Origin of the sequence: Kitasatospora sp. NPDC088134 (assembly GCF_044741705.1) — a bacterium.
Lineage (GTDB): Bacteria > Actinomycetota > Actinomycetes > Streptomycetales > Streptomycetaceae > Kitasatospora.
The window spans coordinates 263,681-288,577 of the sequence record NZ_JBIUTD010000003.1 but is presented as its reverse complement, the minus strand read 5'-3'; the positions used below and the strand labels follow the sequence as shown (position 1 = coordinate 288,577).

General features: G+C 73.1%; 24 protein-coding genes. 14 read left to right on the top strand and 10 right to left on the bottom strand.

What is annotated here, in order from left to right; genetic code table 11:
* Positions 1 to 62: 62 nt before the first annotated feature.
* Both rsgA and ACIOHG_RS07120 read right to left on the bottom strand, forming a co-directional pair.
* Positions 63 to 1,154, bottom strand: a complete 1,092-nt coding sequence (gene rsgA / locus ACIOHG_RS07125) for a ribosome small subunit-dependent GTPase A (RefSeq protein ID WP_400946322.1) — start codon at positions 1,152 to 1,154, stop codon at positions 63 to 65.
* A gap of 689 nt (positions 1,155 to 1,843) precedes the next feature.
* Positions 1,844 to 2,980 carry a YihY/virulence factor BrkB family protein gene (locus ACIOHG_RS07120; RefSeq protein ID WP_400946320.1) on the bottom strand — a complete coding sequence of 379 codons (1,137 nt, stop codon included), beginning with the start codon at positions 2,978 to 2,980 and terminating at the stop codon, positions 1,844 to 1,846.
* Positions 2,981 to 3,284: 304 nt separating this feature from the next.
* On the opposite strand from ACIOHG_RS07120, the gene ACIOHG_RS07115 reads away from it, so the two are divergent.
* From ACIOHG_RS07115 to ACIOHG_RS07065, 11 genes are all read left to right on the top strand, one after another.
* On the top strand, positions 3,285 to 3,368 hold the full coding sequence (locus tag ACIOHG_RS07115) for a putative leader peptide (protein ID WP_310593185.1): 84 nt from the start codon (positions 3,285 to 3,287) through the stop codon (positions 3,366 to 3,368).
* A gap of 185 nt (positions 3,369 to 3,553) precedes the next feature.
* On the top strand, positions 3,554 to 5,275 hold the full coding sequence (locus ACIOHG_RS07110; protein WP_400946317.1) for a nitrite/sulfite reductase: 1,722 nt from the start codon (positions 3,554 to 3,556) through the stop codon (positions 5,273 to 5,275).
* Positions 5,272 to 5,448: a hypothetical protein gene (locus ACIOHG_RS07105; RefSeq protein ID WP_176186968.1), complete on the top strand. Its 177-nt coding sequence runs from the start codon at positions 5,272 to 5,274 to the stop codon at positions 5,446 to 5,448. Before ACIOHG_RS07110 ends, ACIOHG_RS07105 begins: the two co-directional genes overlap by 4 nt.
* Positions 5,432 to 6,130: a phosphoadenylyl-sulfate reductase gene (locus tag ACIOHG_RS07100; RefSeq protein WP_400946313.1), complete on the top strand. Its 699-nt coding sequence runs from the start codon at positions 5,432 to 5,434 to the stop codon at positions 6,128 to 6,130. Before ACIOHG_RS07105 ends, ACIOHG_RS07100 begins: the two co-directional genes overlap by 17 nt.
* A gap of 47 nt (positions 6,131 to 6,177) precedes the next feature.
* The gene (cysC, locus tag ACIOHG_RS07095; RefSeq protein WP_400946310.1) at positions 6,178 to 6,744 is read left to right on the top strand and encodes an adenylyl-sulfate kinase; all 567 of its coding nucleotides are present in this window, start codon (positions 6,178 to 6,180) and stop codon (positions 6,742 to 6,744) included.
* Positions 6,741 to 7,679 (top strand): sulfate adenylyltransferase subunit CysD, encoded by a 939-nt coding sequence (gene cysD / locus ACIOHG_RS07090; protein ID WP_400946307.1) that lies wholly within the window; start codon positions 6,741 to 6,743, stop codon positions 7,677 to 7,679. The genes cysC and cysD overlap by 4 nt, the downstream gene beginning before the upstream one ends.
* A 3-nt stretch (positions 7,680 to 7,682) precedes the next feature.
* Positions 7,683 to 9,017: a sulfate adenylyltransferase subunit 1 gene (locus ACIOHG_RS07085; protein ID WP_400946305.1), complete on the top strand. Its 1,335-nt coding sequence runs from the start codon at positions 7,683 to 7,685 to the stop codon at positions 9,015 to 9,017.
* A 307-nt stretch (positions 9,018 to 9,324) separates the two neighbouring features.
* Positions 9,325 to 10,383: an aliphatic sulfonate ABC transporter substrate-binding protein gene (locus tag ACIOHG_RS07080; RefSeq protein ID WP_400946699.1), complete on the top strand. Its 1,059-nt coding sequence runs from the start codon at positions 9,325 to 9,327 to the stop codon at positions 10,381 to 10,383.
* Positions 10,384 to 10,510: 127 nt separating this feature from the next.
* Positions 10,511 to 11,314 carry an ABC transporter ATP-binding protein gene (locus ACIOHG_RS07075; RefSeq protein ID WP_400946303.1) on the top strand — a complete coding sequence of 268 codons (804 nt, stop codon included), beginning with the start codon at positions 10,511 to 10,513 and terminating at the stop codon, positions 11,312 to 11,314.
* Complete coding sequence (locus ACIOHG_RS07070) at positions 11,301 to 12,206, top strand: ABC transporter permease (protein WP_400946301.1); 906 nt, start codon at positions 11,301 to 11,303, stop codon at positions 12,204 to 12,206. Before ACIOHG_RS07075 ends, ACIOHG_RS07070 begins: the two co-directional genes overlap by 14 nt.
* A gap of 3 nt (positions 12,207 to 12,209) precedes the next feature.
* Positions 12,210 to 13,085, top strand: coding sequence for a sirohydrochlorin chelatase (locus ACIOHG_RS07065; protein WP_400946299.1), 876 nt, complete (start codon positions 12,210 to 12,212; stop codon positions 13,083 to 13,085).
* Between the two features lie 15 nt (positions 13,086 to 13,100).
* On the opposite strand, the gene ACIOHG_RS07060 is transcribed toward ACIOHG_RS07065, so the two are convergent.
* The 5 genes from ACIOHG_RS07060 to ACIOHG_RS07040 all read right to left on the bottom strand — a co-directional run bounded on the left by ACIOHG_RS07060 (position 13,101) and on the right by ACIOHG_RS07040 (position 15,966).
* A complete protein-coding gene (locus ACIOHG_RS07060; RefSeq protein ID WP_400946298.1) occupies positions 13,101 to 13,334 on the bottom strand; it encodes a hypothetical protein in 234 nt (77 codons plus the stop codon).
* A 106-nt stretch (positions 13,335 to 13,440) separates the two neighbouring features.
* Positions 13,441 to 14,040: a hypothetical protein gene (locus tag ACIOHG_RS07055; protein WP_400946296.1), complete on the bottom strand. Its 600-nt coding sequence runs from the start codon at positions 14,038 to 14,040 to the stop codon at positions 13,441 to 13,443.
* A gap of 51 nt (positions 14,041 to 14,091) precedes the next feature.
* A complete protein-coding gene (locus ACIOHG_RS07050) occupies positions 14,092 to 15,027 on the bottom strand; it encodes a WXG100 family type VII secretion target (RefSeq protein WP_400946294.1) in 936 nt (311 codons plus the stop codon).
* The gene (locus tag ACIOHG_RS07045; protein ID WP_400946292.1) at positions 15,024 to 15,350 is read right to left on the bottom strand and encodes a type VII secretion target; all 327 of its coding nucleotides are present in this window, start codon (positions 15,348 to 15,350) and stop codon (positions 15,024 to 15,026) included. Before ACIOHG_RS07045 ends, ACIOHG_RS07050 begins: the two co-directional genes overlap by 4 nt.
* A 127-nt stretch (positions 15,351 to 15,477) precedes the next feature.
* The gene (locus tag ACIOHG_RS07040) at positions 15,478 to 15,966 is read right to left on the bottom strand and encodes a hypothetical protein (RefSeq protein WP_400946290.1); all 489 of its coding nucleotides are present in this window, start codon (positions 15,964 to 15,966) and stop codon (positions 15,478 to 15,480) included.
* Positions 15,967 to 16,082: 116 nt separating this feature from the next.
* Here ACIOHG_RS07040 and ACIOHG_RS07035 point away from each other — a divergent pair, with 116 nt between their 5' ends.
* Entirely contained in the window at positions 16,083 to 16,541 is a 459-nt protein-coding gene (locus tag ACIOHG_RS07035; protein WP_400946287.1) for a MarR family winged helix-turn-helix transcriptional regulator, read from the top strand.
* A 100-nt stretch (positions 16,542 to 16,641) separates the two neighbouring features.
* Here ACIOHG_RS07035 and ACIOHG_RS07030 read toward each other — a convergent pair whose 3' ends face one another.
* From ACIOHG_RS07030 to ACIOHG_RS07020, 3 genes are all read right to left on the bottom strand, one after another.
* Positions 16,642 to 18,372 (bottom strand): DEAD/DEAH box helicase, encoded by a 1,731-nt coding sequence (locus ACIOHG_RS07030; protein WP_400946285.1) that lies wholly within the window; start codon positions 18,370 to 18,372, stop codon positions 16,642 to 16,644.
* 182 nt (positions 18,373 to 18,554) lie between these two features.
* Positions 18,555 to 18,758: a cold-shock protein gene (locus ACIOHG_RS07025; protein WP_380242719.1), complete on the bottom strand. Its 204-nt coding sequence runs from the start codon at positions 18,756 to 18,758 to the stop codon at positions 18,555 to 18,557.
* Positions 18,759 to 19,080: 322 nt separating this feature from the next.
* Positions 19,081 to 21,252: an MMPL family transporter gene (locus ACIOHG_RS07020; protein WP_400946282.1), complete on the bottom strand. Its 2,172-nt coding sequence runs from the start codon at positions 21,250 to 21,252 to the stop codon at positions 19,081 to 19,083.
* A gap of 505 nt (positions 21,253 to 21,757) precedes the next feature.
* Here ACIOHG_RS07020 and ACIOHG_RS07015 point away from each other — a divergent pair.
* Positions 21,758 to 23,968, top strand: coding sequence for an MMPL family transporter (locus ACIOHG_RS07015; protein WP_400946697.1), 2,211 nt, complete (start codon positions 21,758 to 21,760; stop codon positions 23,966 to 23,968).
* Positions 23,965 to 24,861 (top strand): phosphotransferase enzyme family protein, encoded by an 897-nt coding sequence (locus ACIOHG_RS07010; protein ID WP_400946279.1) that lies wholly within the window; start codon positions 23,965 to 23,967, stop codon positions 24,859 to 24,861. The genes ACIOHG_RS07015 and ACIOHG_RS07010 overlap by 4 nt, the downstream gene beginning before the upstream one ends.
* Positions 24,862 to 24,897: the final 36 nt, after the last annotated feature.

Here is a 24,897-nt window from a genome sequence, read left to right as displayed (position 1 = left end):
GGCCCGCATCCGATGACCAGGATGCGGGCCGTTGGTACGTCTCCCCCGGACCCGACGGGGCGTCAGGGCTTCGGGGCGGAGCGGGCCAGGCGGGCGGACTTGGTGACGGTCTTCCAGTGGCGGGACCGTTCGGCACGCAGGCGGGCGTCGGTGCGGGAGGCGATGAAGGCGTTCTCCTTCTGGAGCTTCAGGCAGCTCTCCCAGCGGCGCTCGGGGAGCGTGCCGTCGGCCAGGGCGGTGCGGACGGCGCAGCCGGGCTCACTGCGGTGCGAGCAGTCGACAAAGCGACAATTCTCCGCGATCGAGGCAATGTCGGCGAACGCCTGTTCGACGCCCTCGCCACCGAAGAGGCCGACGCCGCGGAGGCCGGGGGTGTCGATGACGGCGCCGCCGCCGGGGAGCGGGATCAGCTCGCGGGTGGTGGTGGTGTGGCGGCCCTTCTCGTCGACCGAGCGGACCTGTTGGACCGTCATGGCGTCGGCGCCGGCGAGGGCGTTGGTGAGGGTGGACTTGCCGGCGCCGGACTGGCCGATCAGGGCGCAGGAGCCGGTGGTGAGGGCGCGCAGGACGTCGATGCCCTCGCCGGTCTCGGCGCTGACCGCCAGGACGGTGACCCCCGGTGCGACCGCCTCGACGTCCGCCCGGACAAATGCACCATCATTGACCAAATCGGACTTGGTCAGGACGATCAGTGGTTCGGCCCCGGACTCCCAGGCGAGCGCGAGGAAGCGCTCGACCCGGCCGAGATCGGGCTCCGCGGCGAGCGAGACGGCGATCAGCACGGTGTCGACGTTGGCGGCCAGCACCTGACCCTCGGAACGCTTGTGGGCGCTCTTGCGGACGACGGCGGTGGTGCGGGGCAGCACCGCGGCGACGGCGGGGACGGGGCGGGCGTGCGGGTCGAGGGCGATCCAGTCGCCGGTGCACGGGTGCTGGACGGTTTCCTCGCCCAGCACGGGACGGGTGTCGGCGCGCAGCACGGCGGCCTCGCCCGTCTCCGGGTCGGCGTACAGGACTTCGCAGCTGCCGCGGTCGATGCGGGTGATCCGCCCGGGCAGCAGGCCCGCTTCGGCGAGCGGGGTGAAGGCGACTGCCCGGTCGTCCGTCCAGCCGAGGCCGGCGAGCGGGTGGGCAGGGGTGTGCGTGGAGGTCAAGAGGGGCCCTTCGAAGGACGGACGGCCCCGGCCGGAGGGAGTGGCGTCAGCGCGCGGGCGACACCGGGGAGAGGTCGGCCGGAGACCGGGGGATGCAGGACTGGACGGACTTCGGGTTGCGGGTGATTGCACCGGCAAGAACGAGCTGCACGGTCCTCACCTCCTCTTCTGCGACGCGCCTCGAACGCCCCGCCCTGGGGCGCCCTCGATCGGCGGACGCCACGGTAGTCCCCGCCCGCCCCGATCGCCACCGATTTTCCCGCCGCACCGAAGAACGTGCCAACTCTCTTTCAGGGCAATGGAGTTGAGCGGAAATCAGGACGCAAGGATTCCGCAAGGCGCGCAAGGCTTCTCCAGCCGTCCCGCCACCGCGCGCGGACATCACTGACCACGACGGCGGCGCACGGTGCCCGCCGTTCCCGGCGGGGAGGCCGGGAGGACGGGGGAAGCGTGATGTCCTGGGCGACTCTGCCCGATCGCGAGCGGGACCCGGCGATCCGGCACCCGGCGATCCGGCACCCGGCGATCCAACACCCGGCAGTCCGGGACCCGGCGGCCCGGCACCCGGCGATACGACACCGGCCGGCCCGGCACGCGACGGTCCGACACCCGGCCGGCTGCGCGCACGCGCACGCGTCGGCGCACCGCACGGACCCGCCGCCGCCGCTGCCGGCCCGCCTGTCCGGACTTCAGGACCCGTGGGGGCCTGCGGACCCGGGCGGGCCCTGGGGGCGGCGGCGGACGCCGCCGAGGCGCCGGCGGACGTCCTCGGGCGGCAGGAAGCCGGCCCACCGCTCGGGGTACTCGCTGGGCGGCAGCAGGTCGTCGTCCCCCTCCGGCCCCTCGCCGTACTCGCCGTACTCGCCGTAGAGGTCCTCGTCGTGACCCTCGGCGAGGCCGAACCGGCGGGTCCGTTCGGCGCGTCCGACGGCCCGCCGGGCGGCGGCCTCGCGGCCGCGCCGGACGGCATCCTCCTCGGCGAGGCGCTCGTTCTCGGCGCGGGCGTCGGCGGTCTCGACGGTGGGCCAGCGGCGGTCCGTCGCGGCGTTCATCGCGGCGCCGATCAGCACCGCCAGCGCCACCACGAAGATCCACAGCAGCACGGCGACCGGCGCGGCGAGCTGCCCGTAGACGGAGTGGCCCTCGACCGAGTTGACCAGGTACAGCCGGAGCGCGACGCTGCACACCACCAGGACCAGCAGGGCGACCAGCGCGCCGGGGATGTCCTCGCGCCAGGGTGTGGAGACCGGGACGGCCACGTGGTAGAGGGTGGTGAGGAAGACGATCAGCAGCAGGATCGAGGCGGGCCAGTAGAGGGCGTCGACCACTCCGGCCGAGCCCTGGAAGGCGCCGATCACCAGGCCGGGGCCGGCCAGCAGCAGCGGCAGCACCAGCGAGCCGATCACCAGCGCACCGAGGTAGAGGCCGAGCGACATCAGCCGGGTCTTGACCAGTCCGCGCTTGCCGTCGAGGCCGTACATCACGGTGATGGTGTCGATGAAGATGTAGAGCGCCCGCGATCCGGACCAGAGCGAGAGCAGGAAGCCGATCGAGATCAGGTCGGGCCGGGCGTTGTCGAAGACGTCGTGCAGCAGGGGTTGGACGATCTGCTCGACCGAGCTCGGTGAGAGCACCGTCCCGGATGCCGAGACGATGTCCTGCTTGAGCTTGTCGATGGTGCCCGCGCCGAGGATGTCGTCGAGGTAGCCGAGGGTGCCCGCGAGGCAGAGCAGCAGCGGCGGAATGGACAACAATGTGAAGAATGCGGCCTCGGCGGCGAGTCCGGTGACCCGGTACTCGACGCAGGTGTTGCTGGTGTCCTTCACCAGCCCCCAGAGCGTGTGGTACCAGGTGGTTCGCTTCGCGGCGCGGCGCCGCCCGCCGCGTCTGCGGGCGGCCCGGCCGCCGCTCTGCCCGGGCCCGTCGGGCGGCTGGGGTCCACTGCCTGCTGCTTGCACGCCCCTACGGTATCGGCCCGGGCTCTGCGGCCGGAGCGGCGGCGCCCGGAACCGGCGGGCCGCAGCGCCCGGACCGGCCGCGCACTGCCCGGAGTCCCATCATGCGGAACGCCAGAGTCCAGCATTCGGACGTTAGTGGACCGCGAGTCGTTCGCCGTGCGAATCTCTTGCCATGCCTAGCGCCGGAACCACCCTAGTTGGCCGACTCCACGTCGACCTCCTTCGCGTGTCCAGCGCCATCTGTCCGGTGACCTGAGCCCCATCCCCGCGCCGCACCACCGGCGAACGGTCCGCGCCTCCCCGCCGTCGCGGATGCCCGGACGACGCACCCGGCCCAGCGTCACCCCCTCCCACCGCCTGCCGAGATCCGCAGGTGGGAGCGGAGCGCGTCCGGGGGCCGCCACCCTCGCACCTGCCAAGCCGCTCAAAGGACTGAACACCATGGCCCGCACTCCCGAAACGGTCGAGCCTCAGGACGGCGCCGCCCCCGCGGCCCGCCCCGCCGCCCGCAAGGTGACCCGCCACCGCGGCGAGGGCCAGTGGGGCATGGGGCACTTCACGCCCCTGAACGGCAACGAGCAGTTCAAGAAGGACGACGACGGTCTCAACGTGCGGACGCGCATTGAGACGATCTACGCGCACCGCGGCTTCGACTCGATCGACCCGAACGACCTGCGCGGCCGGATGCGCTGGTGGGGCCTGTACACCCAGCGCAAGCAGGGCATCGACGGCGGCAAGACCGCCCTGCTGGAGCCGCACGAGCTCGACGACGAGTACTTCATGATGCGGGTGCGCATCGACGGCGGGCAGCTCACCGTCGCCCAGCTGAAGGCGATCGGCGAGGTCTCCGAGCAGTACGCGCGCGGCACCGCCGACCTGACGGACCGCCAGAACGTCCAGTACCACTGGGTGCGGATCGAGGACGTCCCGGCGATCTGGCAGAAGCTGGAGGCCGTCGGCCTGTCCACCACCGAGGCGTGCGGCGACTGCCCGCGCGTGGTGATCGGCTCCCCGGTCGCGGGCATCGCCGAGGACGAGATCATCGACGGCAGCTGGGCGATCGACGAGATCCAGCGCCGCTACATCGGCAGCAAGGAGTTCTCCAACCTGCCGCGCAAGTTCAAGTCGGCGATCTCCGGCTCCCCGCTGCTCGACGTGGTGCACGAGATCAACGACATCGCCTTCGTCGGCGTGGTCCACCCCGAGCACGGCCCGGGCTTCGACCTGTGGGTCGGCGGCGGCCTGTCCACCAACCCGAAGCTGGGCGTGCGGCTCGGCGCCTGGGTCCCGCTGGAGGAGGTCCCGGACGTCTGGGCGGGCGTGATCGGCATCTTCCGCGACTACGGCTACCGCCGGCTGCGCACCCGCGCCCGGTTGAAGTTCCTGGTCGCCGACTGGGGCCCGGAGAAGTTCCGCCAGGTGCTGGAGGACGAGTACCTGAAGCGCGAACTGGTCGACGGCCCCGGCCCGCAGGAGCCCAGCAACCGCTGGCGCGACCACGTCGGCGTGCACCGGCAGAAGGACGGCAACTTCTACGTCGGCTTCGCGCCGCGGGTCGGCCGGGTCAACGGCAAGCTGCTCACCCGGATCGCCGACCTGGCCGCCGAGCACGGCTCGGGCCGCCTGGCCACCACCGTCGAGCAGAAGATGATCGTGCTGGACGTGGCCGAGGAGCAGGTCGAGTCCCTGGTGGCCGGCCTGGAGGCGCTGGACCTGCGGGTCACCCCGTCGACGTTCCGCCGCGGCACGATGGCCTGCACCGGCATCGAGTACTGCAAGCTGGCGATCGTCGAGACCAAGGGCCGCGGCCAGTCCCTGATCGACGAACTGGAGCGCCGCCTCCCGGAGTTCGACGAGCCGCTGAGCATCAACATCAACGGCTGCCCGAACGCCTGCGCCCGGATCCAGACCGCCGACATCGGCCTCAAGGGCCAGCTGGTCACCGACGCGAACGGCGAGCAGGTCGAGGGCTTCCAGGTGCACCTGGGCGGCGCGCTCGGCCTGGACACGGGCTTCGGCCGCAAGATCCGCGGCCTCAAGGTCACCAGCGCCGAACTGCCCGACTACGTCGAGCGCCTGCTGACCCGCTACCAGGCGGACCGTCAGGACGGCGAGCGCTTCGCCCAGTGGACGGTCCGGGCCACCGAGGAGCAGCTGTCGTGAGCGAGCGAGCGGCCCCCTTCTACTGCCCGTACTGCGGGGACGAGGACCTGCGCCCCTCCGAGAGCGGCCACGGCGCGTGGGAGTGCCGGGCGTGCCGCCGGGGCTTCCAGCTGAAGTTCCTCGGACTGCTGTCAACCACCGACGGGGGCAACGGACATGACGACCGCGACTGACCACGAGGCGATAGCCGTCGCCGCGGGCCGCGAGCTGGAGGAGGCCACCGCGCAGGAGGTGCTGCGCTGGGCCGCCGACACCTTCGGCAAGCGCTTCTGCGTGACGTCCTCGATGGAGGACGCGGTGGTCGCCCACCTGGCGTCCACCGCCCTGCCCGGCGTGGACGTGGTGTTCCTGGACACCGGCTACCACTTCCCGGAGACCATCGGCACCCGGGACGCGGTCGCCGCCACCATGCCGGTCAACGTGATCACGCTGACCCCGAAGCTCACCGTGGCCGAGCAGGACGCCGAGTACGGGCCGAACCTGCACGACCGGGACCCGGACCTGTGCTGCTCGCTGCGCAAGGTCGAGCCGCTGAACCGCGGCCTGGGGGCGTACGACGCCTGGGCGACGGGGCTGCGCCGCGACGAGTCGCCGTCCCGCGCCGACACCCCGGTGGTGGCCTGGGACGCCAAGCGCCGCAAGGTGAAGATCGCCCCGATCGCCCGCTGGACCCAGGCCGACGTGGACGCGTACGTGCAGGCCCACGGGGTGCTGCTGAACCCGCTGCTGTGGGAGGGGTACACCTCGATCGGCTGCTCGCCGCTGTCCTGCACCGCCAAGCCGGGCGAGGGCGAGCAGGGCCGGGCCGGCCGCTGGGCCGGCTCCGGCAAGACCGAGTGCGGCATCCACCTCTGACCGCCACGTACCCGAACCACCGTCACCGACCGTCAGGAGAAAGCACCGTGACCACCGCCGACACTCTGGCCGCGGGCCGCGAGCGCGGCGCCACCGTGTGGCTGACCGGGCTGCCCAGCGCGGGCAAGACCACCCTCGCGTTCGCGCTCGCCGAGCGGCTGCGCGCCGAGGGCCACCGGGTCGAGGTGCTGGACGGCGACGAGATCCGCGAGTTCCTCTCCAAGGGCCTCGGCTTCTCCCGCGAGGACCGGCACACCAACGTCACCCGGATCGGCTTCGTGGCCGAGAAGCTGGCCGCCAACGGCGTCAAGGTGCTCGCCCCGGTGATCGCCCCGTTCGCCGACTCCCGCGCCGCGGTGCGCGAGCGGCACGCCGCCAACGGCACCGAGTTCCTGGAGATCCACGTCGCCACCCCGGTCGAGCTCTGCTCCGAGCGGGACGTCAAGGGCCTGTACGCCAAGCAGGCGGCCGGGGAGATCTCCGGACTGACCGGGGTCGACGACCCGTACGAGGCCCCCGAGAAGCCGGAGTTGCGCCTCCAGACGCAGGGCCGGTCGGTGGCCGAGTCCGCCGAAGAACTGCATGCCTTCCTGACCGAGAGGGGCCTCGCATGACCGTCACCACGCAGCGCCTGTTCCGGGCCGAGGACACGCCCTTCGCGCTGTCCCACCTGGATGCCCTCGAAGCGGAGTCGGTGCACGTCTTCCGCGAGGTCGCGGGCGAGTTCGAGCGGCCGGTGATCCTGTTCTCCGGCGGCAAGGACTCCATCGTGATGCTGCACCTGGCGCTGAAGGCGTTCGCGCCCGCGCCGGTGCCGTTCGCCCTGCTGCACGTCGACACCGGGCACAACTTCCCCGAGGTGCTGGCGTACCGGGACCGCGCGGTGGCCAAGCACCACCTGCGGCTGCACGTCGCCGCGGTGCAGGACTACATCGACCGCGGCGTGCTGCGCGAGCGCCCGGACGGGCTGCGCAACCCGCTGCAGACCGTCCCGCTGCTGGACGGCATCGAGTCCAACAAGTTCGACGCCGTGTTCGGCGGCGGCCGCCGTGACGAGGAGAAGGCCCGCGCCAAGGAGCGGGTCTTCTCGCTGCGCGACGAGTTCGGCGCCTGGGACCCGCGCCGCCAGCGACCCGAGCTGTGGTCGCTGTACAACGGCCGGCACGCGGTCGGCGAGCACGTCCGGGTGTTCCCGCTCTCCAACTGGACCGAGCTGGACGTCTGGCAGTACATCGAGCGGGAGAACATCGAGCTCCCGGAGATCTACTACGCCCACGAGCGCGAGGTGTTCAAGCGCGACGGCATGTGGCTGACCGCCGGCGAGTGGGGCGGCCCGAAGGCGAACGAGCAGGTCGAGACCCGGCTGGTGCGCTACCGCACCGTCGGCGACATGTCCTGCACCGGCGCGGTCGACTCCGACGCCGACACCATCGAGGCCGTGATCACCGAGATCGCCGCCAGCCGCCTCACCGAACGAGGAGCGACGCGCGCCGACGACAAGATGTCCGAGGCCGCGATGGAAGACCGCAAGCGCGAGGGGTACTTCTAAGCAATGAGCACCACCCAGGCCGGTAAGACCCAGACCGGCACCGCCACCTCGCTGCTGCGCTTCGCCACCGCGGGCTCCGTCGACGACGGCAAGTCCACCCTGGTGGGCCGGCTGCTGCACGACTCCAAGTCGGTGCTGGCCGACCAGCTGGAGGCCGTCGAGCACGCCTCCCGCCGGCGCGGCCAGGAGACCCCCGACCTGGCGCTGCTCACCGACGGCCTGCGGGCCGAGCGCGAGCAGGGCATCACCATCGACGTCGCGTACCGCTACTTCGCCACCGCCCGGCGCCGGTTCGTCCTCGCCGACACGCCCGGCCACGTGCAGTACACCCGCAACATGGTGACCGGCGCGTCCACCGCCGAGCTGGCCGTGGTGCTGGTCGACGCCCGCAACGGCGTGGTCGAGCAGACCCGCCGGCACGCCGCGGTCGCCGCCCTGCTGCGCGTCCCGCACGTCGTCCTCGCGGTCAACAAGATGGACCTGGTCGCGTACGCGGAGCCGGTCTTCGCCGCCATCGCCGAGGAGTTCACCGCCTACGCGGCCTCGCTCGGGGTCAAGGACGTCGTGGCGGTGCCGATCTCGGCGCTGGCCGGCGACAACGTGGTCGAGCCGTCCGCGCACATGGACTGGTACGGCGGCCCGACCCTGCTGGAACACCTGGAGACCGTCCCGGTCGGCACCGACCCGAGCGCCGAGCCGGCCCGCTTCCCGGTCCAGTACGTGATCCGCCCGCAGAGCGAGGAGTTCCACGACTACCGCGGCTACGCGGGCCAGTTGGCCTCCGGCGTACTGCGGGTCGGCGACCCGGTGACGGTGCTGCCCTCCGGCCACACCACCACCGTCGCGGCGATCGACGCGCTCGGCACGGCCACCGACCTCGCCTGGGCCCCGCAGTCGGTGACGGTCCGCCTCGCGGACGACATCGACGTCTCCCGCGGCGACCTGATCGCGGGCGCCCCGGCCCCCGTCCCCACCAAGGACGTCGAGGCCACCGTCTGCCACCTGAACGAGCGTCCGCTGCACGTCGGCGCGAAGGTGCTGCTCAAGCACACCACCCGCACGGTGCGCGCGCTGGTCAAGGAGATCAGCTACCGCATCGACATCGACTCGCTCGAACGGCGTTCCGGCGCCGAGGGGTTGCACGTCAACGACATCGGCCACGTGGTGCTGCGCACCGCCGAGCCGCTGGCCCTCGACGACTACTCCGACAACCGCCGCACGGGCTCGTTCATCCTGATCGACCCGTCCGACGGCACCACCCTCACCGCCGGCATGGCGGGCGAGGCCTTCGACACCGTCAGCACCACCGACGCTTCCCACGAGGAGGACTGGGTCTGATGCCCAGCGAGGCGTTCTCGGGCATGGACAAGGAAGGCGGCCGCATCGGCAGCGGCGTCCTCGGCAGCGGCCAGGGCGGCCTGACGCGATGTGGGGGCGGACAGGGCTGATCCCCTGTCACCGGGCCCGCAGCCGCCGCGCCTTCCCGCAGCAGGCACGACGGCCGGACCCGGCCCCGGTCAGGCACGCACCTTCACTTCTCTTCGAACGGGACACCCCTCTCATGGCACCGAGCACCCAGTACACCCATACCCCCGTCCGCCCCAACGCCGGCCGGATCAGACGCGCCGCCGTCGCCGCCGTCGCCATGGCCACCACCGCCGGCCTGCTGACCGCCTGCTCCTACGGCGCCAAGAGCGACGACAAGGCGTCGGCCGCGCCCGCCGCCTCCGGCGCCAAGCTCTCCGCCGACACCGTGAAGATCGGCTACTTCGCCAACCTCACCCACGGCACCGCGCTGGTCGGCCTCAAGCAGGGCATCCTGCAGAAGGAGCTCGGCGGCACCCAGATCAAGACCCAGGTCTTCAACGCCGGCCCCGCCGAGATCGAGGCGCTGAACGCCGGCTCGATCGACATCGGCTGGATCGGCCCCTCCCCGGCGATCAACGGCTACACCAAGTCCGACGGCAAGTCCCTGAAGATCATCGGCGGTTCGGCCTCCGGCGGCGTCAAGCTGGTCGTCAACCCGGACAAGATCAAGACCCTGGACGACCTCAAGGGCAAGAAGCTCGCCACTCCGCAGCTCGGCAACACCCAGGACGTCGCCCTGCTCAACTACCTGGCGGAGAAGGGCTACAAGGTCGACGCCAACTCCGGCGACGGCGACGTCAAGGTGCTGCGCACCGACAACAAGGTCACCCCCGACGCCTACAAGTCCGGCTCCATCGACGGCGCCTGGGTGCCCGAGCCGACCGCCTCCAAGCTGGTCACCCTGGGCGCGAAGGTCCTGCTCAACGAGAAGGACGTCTGGCCGGACAAGAAGTTCGTCATCACCAACCTGATCGTCTCGCAGAAGTTCCTCAAGGAGCACCCGGACGTGGTCGAGGCCGTGCTGCGCGGCTCGGTGAAGACCAACGCCTGGATCAAGGCCAACTCCGACCAGGCCAAGGCCGTCGCCAACGAGCAGATCAAGGCCGACGCCGGCAACGCGCTGGACGCCGCGGTCCTCGACCCGGCCTGGCAGGACATCGACTTCCTGGACGACCCGCTGGCCAACACCCTGCAGGCCGAGGCCGACCACGCCGTCACCGCGGGTCTGCTGAAGAAGCCGAACCTGACCGGGATCTACGACCTGTCCCTGCTGAACAAGGTGCTGAAGGACGCGGGGCAGCCCGCCGTCGCCGACGCCGGCCTCGGCACCAAGTAGCCCTCCAGGCCCCGAGGTCCGCCCCGCGCCCGCCCACCCGATGCCCACTCAGCGGGCGGGCGCGGGGCCGGACCCCGGACACCCGAGCTTCCCGCCCTGCCCGGAACCACACCCGCAGGAGGTGCCCGTGACCACGGCACTGACCACCTCGCCCGACGCCGCCGGCGCGGGCCGCCCGGACGGCCCGATCGCCGTCCGGCTCTCGCACGTGCACAAGACCTTCGGCCGTCCCGGCACCGCCGCACCGGTGCTGGAGGACATCGACCTCACCGTCGCGCCCGGCGAGTTCGTCACGCTGCTCGGCGCCTCCGGCTGCGGCAAGTCCACCCTGCTCAACCTGGTGGCCGGCCTCGACAAGCCCACCTCCGGCACCATCGAGGTCCCCGGCGGCCGCCCAGCGCTGATGTTCCAGGACCACGCCCTGTTCCCCTGGCTCACCGCCGGCAAGAACATCGAACTCGCCCTCCGGCTGGCCGGCGTGGGCAAGGCCGAACGCGTCACCGAGGCCGAGCGGCTGCTCGACCTGGTCCGCCTCGGCGGCTCCTACAAGAAGCGCGTCCACGAGCTCTCCGGCGGCATGCGCCAGCGCGTCGCCCTGGCCCGCTCGCTCGCCCAGGGCAGCTCCGTCCTGCTGATGGACGAGCCGTTCGCCGCGCTCGACGCCATCACCCGGGACGTCCTGCACGACGAGATCACCCGGATCTGGGCCGAGCGCAACCTCACCGTCCTGTTCGTCACCCACAACGTCCGCGAGGCCGTCCGCCTCGCCCAGCGCGTCGTGCTGCTCTCCTCCCGCCCCGGCCGGGTCGCCAAGGAGTGGCGGATCGACATGCCGCAGCCGCGCCGCATCGAGTCGGCCGGCGTCGCGGATCTGTCCATCGAGATCACCGAAGAACTGCGTGGGGAGATCCGCCGCCATGTCCAGCACTGACACCGCAGCCGCCCCCCTCGCCAAGGACGGCGCCGCCGACTCCGCCAGCGTCGAGGCCGGCCTCGACGCCCTGGAGACCGTCCCCACCCAGCGCACCCCGGTCACCGTGGTGCTCCGGCAGAAGGTGCTGCCGCCGATCCTCGGCGTCGCCCTGGTGCTGGCCCTGTGGCAGCTCGCCTACAGCCTGGAACTCACCACCCCCGACAAGCTCCCCAGCCCCGCCCGCGTCTGGGACTCGCTCACCGAACTCTGGTACGCCGGAACGCTGTTCTCCATCATCTGGACCAGCGTCTGGCGCGGCCTGTCCGGCTTCGTGCTCTCCGTCGCCATCGGCACCCCGATCGGCCTGCTGGTCGCCCGGGTCAAGCCGATCCGGGCCGCGCTCGGCCCGGTCCTGTCCGGCCTCCAGTCGCTGCCCTCGGTCGCCTGGGTGCCCGCCGCGATCATCTGGCTCGGCATCACCAACTCCGCGATGTACGCCGTCATCCTGCTCGGCGCCGTCCCCTCCGTCGCCAACGGCCTGATCTCCGGCATCGACCAGGTCCCCCCGATCTACCTCCGGGCCGGCCAGACCCTCGGCGCGACCGGCCTGCGCGGCGCCCGCCACGTCCTGCTCCCCGCCGCGCTCCCCGGCTACCTGGCCGGCCTCAAGCAGGGCTGGGCCTTCTCCTGGCGCTCCCTGATGGCCGCCGAACTCATCGCCTCCTCCCCCGACCTGGGCCTCGGCCTCGGCCGCTACCTGGAGAACCAGCGCGAGTTCAACGAGATGTCCGGCGTCCTGCTCGGCATCATCCTCATCCTGGTCGTCGGCGTCGCCATCGACCTGCTGGTCTTCTCCCCCGTCGAACGCCGCGTCCTGCGCAGCCGCGGCCTCCTCGTCACCACCCGCTGACCCATGGCCCCCCGCACCACCGCCACCCCCGCGCCCCGCCAGGGGCGCGGGGCCCCGGCGCACAGTGATCCGTCGCTCGATCCGTCGCCCCGCCGGGCCCGCAGCGACCTGACCGCCCCGCGCCCCGCAGTCCGCTTCCCCCTCCCGCCCCTGCTGCTGCTCGCGCACGGCTCCCGCGACCCGCGGCACGCCGCCACCGTCGAGGCCCTGGCCGCCGCCGTCCGCGCGCTGCGCCCCGAACTCGACGTCACCACGGCCTACTTGGACCACTGCGCGCCCCGGATCGCCCAGGTCGCCGCCCGCCTGACCGACGCCGTCGCCGTCCCGCTCCTGCTCAATCGCGCCTTCCACGCGAAGCACGACATCCCGGCCGCCCTGCGCGCCGCCGGGTCGGCGATCCCGGTCGCGGACGTCCTCGGGCCCTCGCCCCTGCTCCTGGACGCCCTCGACCGCCGCCTCGCCGAGTCCGGCCCGGACGTCGCCGACCCGGCCGTCCGCGCCCGCACCGGCGTGGTCCTGGCGGCGGCCGGTTCCTCCGACCCGGCCGCCAACGCCACCACCCGCGCGGTGGCGGCCGAGTGGCGGCGCTCCCGCAGCTGGGCCGCCGTCACCACCGCGCACGCCTCCGGCACCGGCCCGACCGTCGCCGACGCGCTGGCCGCCCTGCGCGCCGACCCGGCCGTCCGCACCACCGCCGTCGCCCCGTACCTGCTGGCCCCGGGCCTGCTCCCGGACCGGATCGCCACCGCCGCGACCGCCCACGGCGCCGACCACCTCGCCCAGGTCCTCGGCCCGGCCCCGGAGCTCGCCCGCCTCGTCCTGACCCGCCACGCCGAGGCCGCCGCGGCCATCAACTCCCCCACCGCACGCACCGCCTGACGAAGCACGCCCGACTCAACCCACCCGGCGCAGGGTGAACTCCGAGCCGGGGGCACCCGTGAACACCAGGTCGAGGCGGCCGCCGAGCACGTACGGGTGACCGCCGGGGCCGGTCGACCGGAATCCGCCGGAGCAAGGCGTCGTCGGTCCTGCCGACCACCAGGACGCCGTGCCGTCCGGCGCGACCCGGTGGACGACCGGGGCGTAGGTGTCGGTGACGTACGCGGTGCCGTCGGGGGCGAAGGCCACGTCGTTCGCCAGGTGCGGCCCGCCGACCTCCCCGAGACCTGGAACCCGCCGTCGTCCAGAACTCCCGAGCGGCCAGGACCCGCCGTCGTCGACAACTCCCGGGCGGCTAGAACGCGCCGAACGCGGCGGCGAGTTCGTCGGCCGCGGACGGCAGCGGGGTGGTGAGCCCCAGCCAGGAGCCGTCGCGGAAGTGCAGGTCGACCCGGCCGCGCTGGGTGACGCCCTTCGCGTTGCGGCGGGCCGCGGTGATCTCGTGGCGGGGCAACTCGGCCTGCAGGGCGTGCTGTTCGGTGAGCTGCCAGAGCTTGGCCCGGTCGGCGATCAGCAGCAGCCGGTCCCCGGTGAGGGCGAGCAACGCGCCGCCGTTGGCCCCGTCCTCGTGCAGCCGGACGACCAGCCACCCGGCGGTGGACCGCCAGTCGCCGTCCATGCCCTTGCCGTGCCAGGCGGTGTCGGGGACGGCGTCCATCAGCCGGTCCTCGACGGCGCCGACCGCGGCCGAGGCCGGGTTGACGACGGCGTAGGCGCGGCGCAGCAGGCCGAACGGCTTGGCCAGCTTCTGTTCCAGCTCGCCCGGCCGACGGGGGGTCAGCAGCTCCTCGGGCGGCCGGGGGACGCCGGGCGCGAGCGAGACGGGTGCGGCGGCCCGCAGCTGTTCGCCGGGGGCGAGGAACGGCGTGGCGAACTGCCGGTCCCGGTCGAGCACGGTACTCCTCCTCGGTCGATTCACTGTCACTGCGCCAGGATTGACGGACCGTCAGCCGAAGGCGTCCTCGAACCGGCGGCGGCGCTCCTCGGCGCTGAGCGCGGGCGGCTGCGCGGGCTGGGCGAGGCCGGTGCGCTCGCGCAGCGCGGTGCTGGGGCCGGTGGTGCCGCCGATCCGGTCGTCGGCCTCGTCGGCGAGGATGCCGGCGCCGCTCTGCGCGGCCTGCTGGAGCGTCTCGCCGACCGGATTGCCGGTGAGCCCGATGCCGTGCAGCCCGGCCTTGCCGACGGTCTTGACGCCCTGCTTGGCCAGGTACGCCTCGACGTCGAGGGGCTTGTTCCAGGTCCAGGGCTTCTTCGGGTTGAGGTGCGGGCGCTTGGAGACGGCCTTGAGCGCCTTCATCGCGTCGGCGATCTTCTTCAGGGCGGTGGCGAGCTTGCGCACCAGGTTGGCTATCCGGGCGCTGGCGATGGCGCCCTCGGCGGCGGCCGCGGCGGCCTCGGCGGCGAGCGAGACACCGGCCGTGACGACGCTGAAGGCGAGCGAGGCCGCCAGCGTGATGATCGCCCACTCGATGAGCTCGCGGATCACCGTCTCGACCAGGTCCTGGGCCGTCCGGGATTCGGCGGCGGCCTCGGTGAGGAGTTCGGCGGTGGCCGCCATGTCCTCCGCCTCGGCCTCCAACGCCCGCTCGTACTCGTCGAGTTCGCGCTGGAAGGCGTCGGCGGCGGCGCCCTGCCACTCGCCGGCCAGGGCGGCCCGGTCGCGGCGCTGGTCGGCGACCAGGTCGCGCAGTTGCTCGGCCTGCCGCTGCCAGAGCGCGGCGGCGGCCTCCAGCCCCTCGGGGTCGCCGGTGACGAACTCCAGGGGTTCGGCGAGCGGTTCGACGATCGGGCGCATGATCTCGTCGATGACGCTGCCCAGCGGGCTCATCCAGTCGTTGATCTTCGTGTAGGCGTCGACGGCGCCCGCGACCGGCCCGCTCATCCGACCGGCCCTCCGGCGATCGCGGTCATCGCGCGCGCGGTGCCCTCGTCGGCGCGTTCGTAGGCGGCGGCCATCCCGTCCGCGTACTCGGCGATCCGGTCCATGGTGTCGGCGCCCGCGCCGGTGTTCTCGATCGCCGCCTCGGAGCGCTCCGCGTAGTCGCGGGCGGTCGCGTCGGCCTCCGGGAGCTTCCCGAAGGCGGACGGCGACAGCTGGTGGCCGCCGAGTTCGGCGCGGATCGCCCGCAGCCGCTCGGCCCGTTCGGTGCTGGTGCGGGCGAACCGGCGCAGCGTGTCCGGATCGACCGTGAACTCCCCCGCCATGTCGGCGTCCCTCTCCCCGTTGTCAGGCCCGCAGGTATCCCTCACACCATGCGGAGGCCATGAATTGGCAAAGAAACTAACACGCCGCCGACCCGCCGAGACAGCCCCGGCCCCCTCCCCGCCCGGTTCAGCCCGCCAGCCGCTCCCGCGCCCAGGGGTCGGCGCACCGCTCCGCCGCCTCCCGGCAGGCAACGGGAAAGCGCTTGCCGAAGTCCCCGTACGGCGGGTCGGCCCAGCGCCAGGCGCCGACCGCGCAGCCCTGCCGGAGCGGGTCGCCGCCCGCCACGGCCGCGAGCAGTTCCTCCTGGAGCCGGCGGCGTCCGCCGACGGCCAGCAGCACCTGGGCGAACCAGCGCGGCGAGGACAGGTCGTCGTCGGCCAGCAGCGCGTCCAGCACCAGTGGGTAGCCGCGGTGGGCGGCGGCCCGGTCGGCGAGCAGCAGCCGGTACGCGGTCTGCCGCTTGTGGCCGATCCGGTGGTACTGGGCGTAGCCGGGGGCGGTCTCGTCCAGCCGGGCCACCCGGGCGTCCTCGACGGGGTCGACCCGGGCGCCGAGGGACGCCAGCAGGACGTCCAGCGCGGCTTCCTGCGCGTCCAGCCGGGCCGCTCGCTCCATCGGGGACCGCCTCCTCTTCCCACCGGGCCGCGCGGTACTTGCACGCGCGGGAATTTGCACGTCTCGAATAAGCTTGTCGTCCATGCAAGCCCCACCCGACGGAAGGGAGCACGGCCGTGACCCGACCGGACCCCGCACTCGCGCACGGCTGGTGCGCCCTGACCGCCCTGCACGGCCGGATCGAGGCGCACGTCGAGCGCGCCCTGCAGGCCGAACACGAGCTCAGCGTCCGGGAGTTCTCGGTGCTGGACGTGCTCAGCGGGCAGCATGACGACACCGGCGGGCACTTCCGGATGAACCAGCTCGCCGACGCGGTCGTGCTCAGCCAGAGCGCCACCACCCGCCTGGTCACCCGGCTGGAGGACCGCGGCCTGCTCGCCCGCTACCTCTGCCCCACCGACCGGCGCGGCATCTACACCAACGTCACCGAGGCGGGCCTGGCCCTGCTCGCCGCGGCCCGGCCCACCAACGACCGCGCCCTCGCCGAGGCCCTGGACGCCGCCGAGCAGCGCCCAGAACTCGCCCCGCTGGCCGCCGCGGTGCGCACCCTGGGCGCCCCGGCCGCGACCGGCTGAGACGCGACCGGCCGAGCACGACCAGCCGAGCACGACGAACGGGGCCGCGTCCCGATCGACAGCAACCGGCTGTCGGTCGGGACGCGGCCCCGCCGCACGACTACTCGGGCTTGCGCCGCTGGCGGCCCGTCCCGTAGTTGGAGCCGCTCTTCGAGCCGGAGCCCGGCTTGGCCCGGCCCGAGGTCTTGCCGAGGAAGCCCGCCGCCGTCTGCGAGGTCCCGGCGCCCATCCGCTGCTTGGGGCGGGGGCGGCGCGGGTTGCCACTCATGTCGACGTCCTTGGGCAGGCCGGCGTCGGCGCGCTTGGCCGGCCGGCGGCGGGCCTCCCCGTCCACCGGATTCGCGCCGCCGCGCCCGCGGCCCCGGCCGCGTCCGCCGCCCTCGCCGCCGGAAGCCGCCGCCTGCTGCGCGGGGGCGGGCGCCGCCGCGGCGGGCACCGGCAGGACCACGGCCACGCCGGAGGGCGTGCGGGCGCCGGTGATCCGGCCCAGCTCGCCGTCCTGCGGGCGGACCTTGGTGACGGTGGGGCGGATGCCGGCGATGCTCATCAGCCGGTTGACCTCGCGGCGCTGCTCGGGCAGCACCAGGGTGACCACGGTGCCGGACTCGCCGGCCCGGGCGGTGCGGCCGCCGCGGTGCAGGTAGTCCTTGTGGTCGATCGGCGGGTCGACGTTGACGACCAGGTCGAGGCCGTCGATGTGGATGCCGCGGGCGGCGACGTTGGTGGCGATCAGCGCGGTGACCTCGCCCCCGCGGAACTGGTCGAGCACCCGGTTGCGCTGCGGCTGCGACTTGCCGCCGTGCAGCGCGGCGGCGACCACGCCGTGCGCGCGCAGCTGCTTGGCGAGGCGGTCCGCGCCGTGCTTGGTGTGCACGAACATGATCACCCGGCCCTCGCGGGCGGCGATCCGGGCGGTGGTCTCGGCCTTGTCGGCGGGCTCCAGCTGGAGCAGGTGGTGGTCCATGGTGGTGACCGCCCCGGCCGACGGGTCCACCGAATGGGTGACCGGGTCGCTGAGGAAACGGTTGACCAGGCGGTCCACGTTGCGGTCCAGGGTGGCGGAGAACAGCATCCGCTGCCCGCCCTCGGCGACCTGTTCCAGCAGCTTGACCACCTGCGGCAGGAAGCCCATGTCGGCCATCTGGTCGGCCTCGTCCAGGACGGTGATCGCCACCTCGTCCAGGAACACGTCGCCGCGCTGGATCAGGTCGTCGAGCCGGCCGGGCGTGGCGACCAGCACCTCGGTGCCGCGCCGCACCTGGTTGGACTGGCGGGTGATCGACATGCCGCCGACCACGGTGGTGATCCGCAGGTTCAGCACCCCGGCGTACGGGGCGAGCGCCTCGGTGACCTGCTGCGCCAGCTCGCGGGTCGGCACCAGCACCAGGGCCAGCGGGCGGCGGGCGGCGGCCCGCTTGCCGTGGGTGCGCACCAGCAGCGGCAGGCCGAAGGCCAGGGTCTTGCCGGAGCCGGTGCGGCCGCGGCCGAGCACGTCACGCCCGGCCAGCGCGTCCGGCAGGGTGGCGGCCTGGATCGGGAAGGGCTCGGTCACGCCCTGGGCGCCCAGCTCCTTCAACAGCCCGGCGGGCATCTCCAGGGCGGCGAAGCTCTCGGCCGGCGGGCGGGACGGGGTGCCCTGCACGGGCGTGAAGTCCTCGGCGGGCGCGGCCGACGGGGCGGCGGCGGCCCGGCGCGGCCGGCGGGTCCGCTCGGTGCGCGGCTGCTGCTCGCCCCGGGGGGCGCCGGAGCGCGGGGCCCCGCCGCGGGGGCGGCCGCCGCGCGGCTTGTCGGTACGGGACTGCTCGGTGCGCGGACGTGACTGTTCGGACATGCGGGTACCACTCCCTGTGGGGCCGTCGGCCGGCCCGCGAACCTGTGCGCGGGTGGGCTGGGACGGATCGGCCGCAGAGGAAGGGGCCGCCCCGGCCGTCGGGCGGCATGGACGAGGGCCCGTACCCTGTGGAGGCACGGGCCCTCGCCTGCAACATCGGTGAGTCGGCGGTGAGCCGGGACTCAGATGGCGCGGATGTTCTCCGCCTGCGGGCCCTTCTGGCCCTGCGTGACGTCGAACTCGACCTTCTGGCCCTCGATCAGCTCACGGAAGCCGGTCGACTGGATGTTCGAGTAGTGAGCGAACACGTCGGCGCCGCCGCCGTCCTGCTCGATGAAGCCGTAGCCCTTTTCGCTGTTGAACCACTTCACGGTGCCGGTAGCCATAACCGTCTCCACTTTCACTGGGGCATTGGGACACACACCTCGTGCGCCCCACGTAGCCGCGATCCCCATCCGGAGACTAAACACCGGACAAAACAAATGCGCCTGTCGGTTGGAACCAGCAGGCGCACACACACGTTCATGGGAACCAATACTGCAACTGCTTCGACAATAGCACGCCCACCCTCGTCAACGGCGGCAAAGGTTGCGCTGGTCACACCGTGTTTCGCCGAACGACGCAGGGGGCAGGCGGTCCGCTCGGACCACCCGCCCCCGTCACTCCGCGCCACCGAACCGTTCCGGTGGGTGCCTGCTCAGCCCCGGGTCAGCCCCGGCCGACCGGCTCCGGCTCGCGCTCGCCGAGCGCGGCCGCCCCGTGGGCGGGCATCGCCCCGTGCCCGGGCCACCAGGCCGCCCGGCCCAACAGGGCGGTGACCGCCGGGGTGAAGAACATCGCCATCACGAAGGCCGCCAGCGCGATGCCGATCGCCAGGGCGAAGCCCAGTTCGGCGAAGAGCACGTTGCCCGCCAGCATGAAGGTGGCGAAGGACGCCGCCAGGATGAAGCCCGCCGCGGCGACGGTCGGACCGGCGTGCCGGACCGCTTCCTCGGCCGCCTCGCGCGGGTTGCGGCCCTCGCGGGCCTCCTCGCGGAGCCGGGCGATGATCAGGATGTTGTAGTCGGTGCCGATCGCCACCACGAACAGGTAGATGAAGATCGGCAGCATGAACATCAGACCGGGCTGGGTGCCGATCTTGAGGAACGCCAGGGTGGTGGCGCCCAGGGTCGCGGCGAAGCCGAGGCCGACCGAGGCCATCAGGTACCAGGGCGCGACCACACTGCGCAGCTGGAGGCCCAGGATCAGCATGATCAGCAGGCCCGCCACCGGGAAGACCAGCTTGTAGTCGTGCGCCATCGCCAGGTTGATGTCCTTGTACACCGAGGAGGTACCGCCGACCAGCGCCTCGGTGCCCGCCGGGGCCGCGCCGTGGGACACGGTGCGCAGCTCGGTGATCGTGTCGATCGCGGCGTTGCTGGCGGCGGAGTCCTTCAGGGTGACCTTGAAGTCGGCGGTGCTGCCGTCCTCACTGATCTTCTGCTTGGGGTCGACGCTGGCCACGCCGGGCACCTTGCCCAGCTTGGCGCCGTAGCCGTCCAGGACACCGAGGTCGAGCTTGCCGCCACCCTTGGTGGCGGTGGTCAGGAAAACGTGGGTCGGGTCGGCCGCGCCCTGGGAGAAGCCCTTGCCCAACGAGTCCATGACGACCATGGACTCCTTGTCCTTCGGCATCATGCTCTTGGCCATGTCGAAGGTGCCCTGGTAGCCGAGGCCGGCCAGCGAGAGGGCGACCAGCAGGCCGCCGGAGACCAGCGCGACCAGGCCGGGGCGGCGGCCGATGGTGCGGCCGAGCTTGTGGAAGCGGGCGCCCTTCGGCTCCTCCAGCCACTTGCGGCCGGGCCAGAAGGTGGCCCGGGCGGGGAGCACGGCGAGCACGGCCGGGAACAGCGTCAGCGAGGCGAACGCGGTGACGATCACCGAGATGGCCAGCGCCGGGCCGAGCGCGGTGAACATGCCCAGCTCGGAGAGGATCAGTACGGCGAAGGCGACGGTGACCGCGCCGGCCGCGGAGGCGATCGCCTCGCCGACCCGGCCGACGCCGTTGGCCACGGCCGACTTGCGGTCGTCACCGGCCCGCAGCCGCTCGCGGTAGCGGAACATCAGGAACAGGAAGTAGTCGGTGCCGACGCCCAGGATCACCACGATCTGGATCGCCGAGGCGATCGGCGAGCTCTTCAGGTCCAGCAGCTTGGTGACGGTGGAGATCAGGCCGCTGGCCGCGAGCATCGGGAAGATCGCCAGCAGCACCGGCAGGAAGCCCACCAGGATGCCGCGGAAGATGACACCGACGATGAGCACGATCAGGACGATGGTCGCGCCCATGGTGATCCCGTCGGTGGCAGAGGAGGACTCCTTCTGGTCCAGCGACATCGCGGCCTGGCCGCCTACCTGGTACTTCAGCGCGGTGCCCTCGGCGAGCTTCTTGCCGTCGTCGCGCAGGTGTTTGGCCGTGTCGCTGTACTCGTCGGTCTGCATCTTGGTCTTGTCGATGGAGACCATGCCCATGGCGTAGTGCCCGTCGGCCGAGACGGTGCGCGTCTCCACGGACGGCGGGATCAACTGCTCGACCAGCGGAATGTGCTTGTCGGTCAGGCCCTGGACGATCTTGGCTGCGTCGGCCTTGTCCGTGTCGGTCAGCACGCCGCCGTCGGTGCGCTCGAACAGCAGGATCGCGCCCGGGGTGAACTCGGCCGGGAACTTCTCCTGCTGGAGGGCCGCGGCCCGGATCGACTCGTAGTGCTTGGGGAGGAACTCCGACTCGTCGGTCGAAGCGCTCATCTTCGGGGCGAAGGCGACCAGCGCGACGGCGCCGACCAGCCAGGCGATGATCACCCACCAGGCCCGCCTGACGGTGAATTGTCCAAGTCGGTGGAACATGCTCGTGATGCCTCCTGGGCATGGTTCACCGCCGCCGGGGGACGGGGACCGGGCAACGGCTCTGACCGGCGCACGGCTCCCACGGGAGCTTGCCGGTCGGCAGGTAAGGAACTAGTGGGCATCCTACGGGACCTTGCTTGCCGCCCGGCAAGTGGGTTTCCCGCGTGTCCCCGGGGAACGGCCACGGAACCGGCCCCGGACCATCGTCGCCCGTCGACGCCCCCCGTCACCTCGTGCTCCGGGTGGAGATCGCTCCCCCTCAGGGTGGACCCGGGGCCGCCCTCAAGGAGGAGGGCCCGGCCCCCGGGGGTGGGGTTAACCCCAGGGTCGGACCTGGGGGAAGGGCCAGGGAGAAGTCGGTGACCAGCCGGATGGTCCGTCAGATCGGGCTTCTCTAGCGTCTGTTGTGCCGCCGGAGCAGCGCCGCGGCCCACCGTCCGGGGCGGCCCAGGAGCCGCCCGCCACCCTGGGGGAAGCACTCGTGAAGCAAGGAATCGCCGCCACCATGGGCGCCTGGAGCGCCCGCCACCGGAAGACCGCGGTCTTCGGCTGGCTGCTCTTCGTCGTCCTCGCCGCCTACCTGGGCGGCCTGCACGGCTCCAGCACGGTCACCGACTCCGAGGCGATGCCGGGGCAGGTCGCGCAGGCCGCCCGGATCCTCGACCGGGCCGGCATCACGTCCCCGGCGGGCGAGACGGTGCTGGTCCAGAGCCGCACCCTGACGGCCGACGACCCGTCCTTCCGCGCCGCGGTGGACGAGGTCGCCGCCGCCGTCCGCGGCACCGGCCGGGCCGGGGCCGTGCTCGGCCCGTACGAGACGCGGGCGATCTCCGCCGACCGGCACTCCGCCCTGCTCCGGTTCACGGTGGAGGGCGCGGACCGCGCCGCCGCCGTCGCCAACGTGCCCGCCGTGACGGCGGCGGTGGCCGGCGTGCAGCGGCGGCACGGCGAGCTGCTGGTCGAGGAGTACGGCGAGGCCAGCGCCGGCAAGTGGTTCGACGACCAGTTCAAGAACGACTTCGCCCGCGCCGAGTGGACGGCCCTGCCGCTGGCCCTGGGCATCCTGCTGGTGGCGTTCGGCGCGCTGGTCGCCGCCGTCCTGCCGGTGGTGCTCGCCATGACGGCCTTCGTGGCCGCCTCCGGCCTGGTCGCGCTCTCCTCGGGGGCGCTGCACACCAGCAACGACGCCAGCTCGGTGATGCTGCTGGTCGGCCTGGCCGTCGGCGTCGACTACTGCCTTTTCTACCTGCGCCGGGAGCGCGAGGAGCGCGCCGCCGGCCACGACCGGGAGACCGCGCTGCGGATCGCCGCCGCCACCTCCGGCCGCGCCGTGCTGGTCTCCGGCCTCACGGTGGTGGTCGCCATGGCCGGCATGTTCCTCACCGGCATCGCCGACTTCCGGGCAATGTCCTGGGCCACCATCGTCGTCGTGGTCACCGCGGTGCTCGGCTCGCTGACGGTGCTGCCCGCCCTGCTGTCGATGCTCGGCGACCGGGTCGAGAAGGGGCGGGTGCCGTTCCTGCACCGGCTGCGCCGCACCGGCGGCGAGGGCGGCCGGTTCTGGAACGCGGTGCTGCGGCCGGTGCTGCGCCGCCCGGCGGCCGCCGCCGGGCTCGCCACCGCCGCCCTGCTGGCGCTCGCCGCGCCGACGCTGACGATGCACACCGCGAACCTGACGTTCCAGCAGCAGCTCCCCGCGGGCAACCCGCTGGTCGCCACCTCGCAGCGGATCGAGGCCGCCTTCCCCGGCAGTCCCTCCCCCGCGACCGTGGTGGTCCGGGCGAAGGACATCTCCTCCCCGGAGATGACCCGGGCCCTCGCTGACCTGCAGGCCCGCGCCCTCGCCACCGGGAGGATGCACGGCCCCACCGAGGTCAAGGTGCACGCCGCGCAGAACGTCGCCACGGTCGACATCCCGCTCCGCGGCAGCGGCAACGACGAAACCTCCGCCGCCGCCCTGAAGGCCCTGCGCGAGGAGGTCGTCCCGGCCACGGTCGGCCGGATCCCCGGCACCGAGGCCCCGGTCACCGGCAGCACGGCCGGCTCGGTCGACTTCAACCGGCAGATGTCGGGCGCGCTGCTCCCGGTGTTCGGCTTCGTGGTCGCCTTCGCCTTCCTGCTGATGCTGGTCTCCTTCCGCTCGCCGGCCGTCGCGGTCACCGCAGTGCTGCTCAACCTGCTCTCGGTCGGCGCGGCCTACGGCGTGCTCGCCCTGGTCTTCCAGCACGGCGTCGGCGCCGCACTGGTCGGCACGGCGGGCGTCGGCGCGGTGGAGAGCTGGGTGCCGCTGTTCCTGTTCGTGATCCTCTTCGGCCTCTCGATGGACTACCACGTGTTCGTGGTCTCCCGGATCAAGGAGGCGCACGACCGGGGCCTGCCGACCCGGGCCGCCGTCGCGCACGGCATCCGCAGCACGGCGGGCGTGGTCACCAGCGCGGCCGTGATCATGGTCGGGGTGTTCGCGGTGTTCGGCACGCTCTCCATGCAGTCCATGAAGCAGATGGGCGTCGGCCTCGCCGTCGCCGTCCTGATCGACGCGACGGTGGTCCGCGCCGTGCTGCTGCCCGCCGTCATGTCGCTGCTCGGCGAGCGGAACTGGTACCTGCCGCGCTGGCTGCGCCGGCTCCCGCAGTCGGCGTCCGAGTCCCCCGCCGAAACCGCCGGGGCCGCCGGGGCCGGGACGCCGGGGTCGCTCTCCCCGACAATGGGCGGGTGATCTTCGACGAACCGAGGGCCCGCGCCCTCCTGCAGGAAGCCGCCGCTCCGGCCGGGATCGACCCGGCCGGGGCGGTGCTGCTCGCGCTCGGCCAGAACGCGGTGTTCGACCTCCCCGCCGAGGGCCTGGTCGCCAAGGTCGGCCGGACGCCCGGCGCGGCCGACCGGGCCGGGCGCGAACTGGCCCTGGCCGGCTGGCTGGACGGCGCGGGCGTGCCCGTGGTCCGCCCCGCCGACCCGGCGGTGCGCCTGGTCCGGGAGCACCCCGTCACGCTGTGGCACCGGCTCGGCGACCCGGTCCGCCCGGCCCGCCCGGTCGACCTGGCGCCGCTGCTGCGCGCCCTGCACGCACTGCCCGCCGCGCCCGTCCCGTCCGTCCCGTCCGTCCCGCTCGGCCGGCGCGACCTGCTCGCCCCGGTGGACGACTGGCTCACCGCGGCGGAAGGGCACGTCGATCCGGCGGACGCCGCCTTCCTCCGTGTCCGAAAAGAGACCTTTGTTACCGCGATCGCGGAGCTGGCCCCGGTCCTGCCACCCGGCCCGATCCACGGCGACGCGCTGCCGCGCAACGTGCACGTCACCCCGGACGGGCCGGTGCTGCTCGACCTGGAGTACATGGCGGCGGACCTGCGCGAGCACGACCTGGTGGTACTGGCGCTCAGTCAGGACCGGTACGGCGTACCGGCGGAGGAGGTCGCGGCCTTCCACGCGGCCTACGGCTGGGACGTCCGGGAGTGGCCGGGGTTCGCGGTGCTGCGCGGTGCCCGGGAGACCGCGAGCGCCGCGTGGGTGGCCCAGCAGGCGGCCGGGAACCCGGCCGCGCGGGCCGAGTTCCGTCGCCGGGTGGACTCGCTGCGTGACGGCGCGACGGACGTACGCTGGTTCGCGTTCTGACCGCTTCCGTCCGGCGGCCGCCTTGTGGCGCGGCCC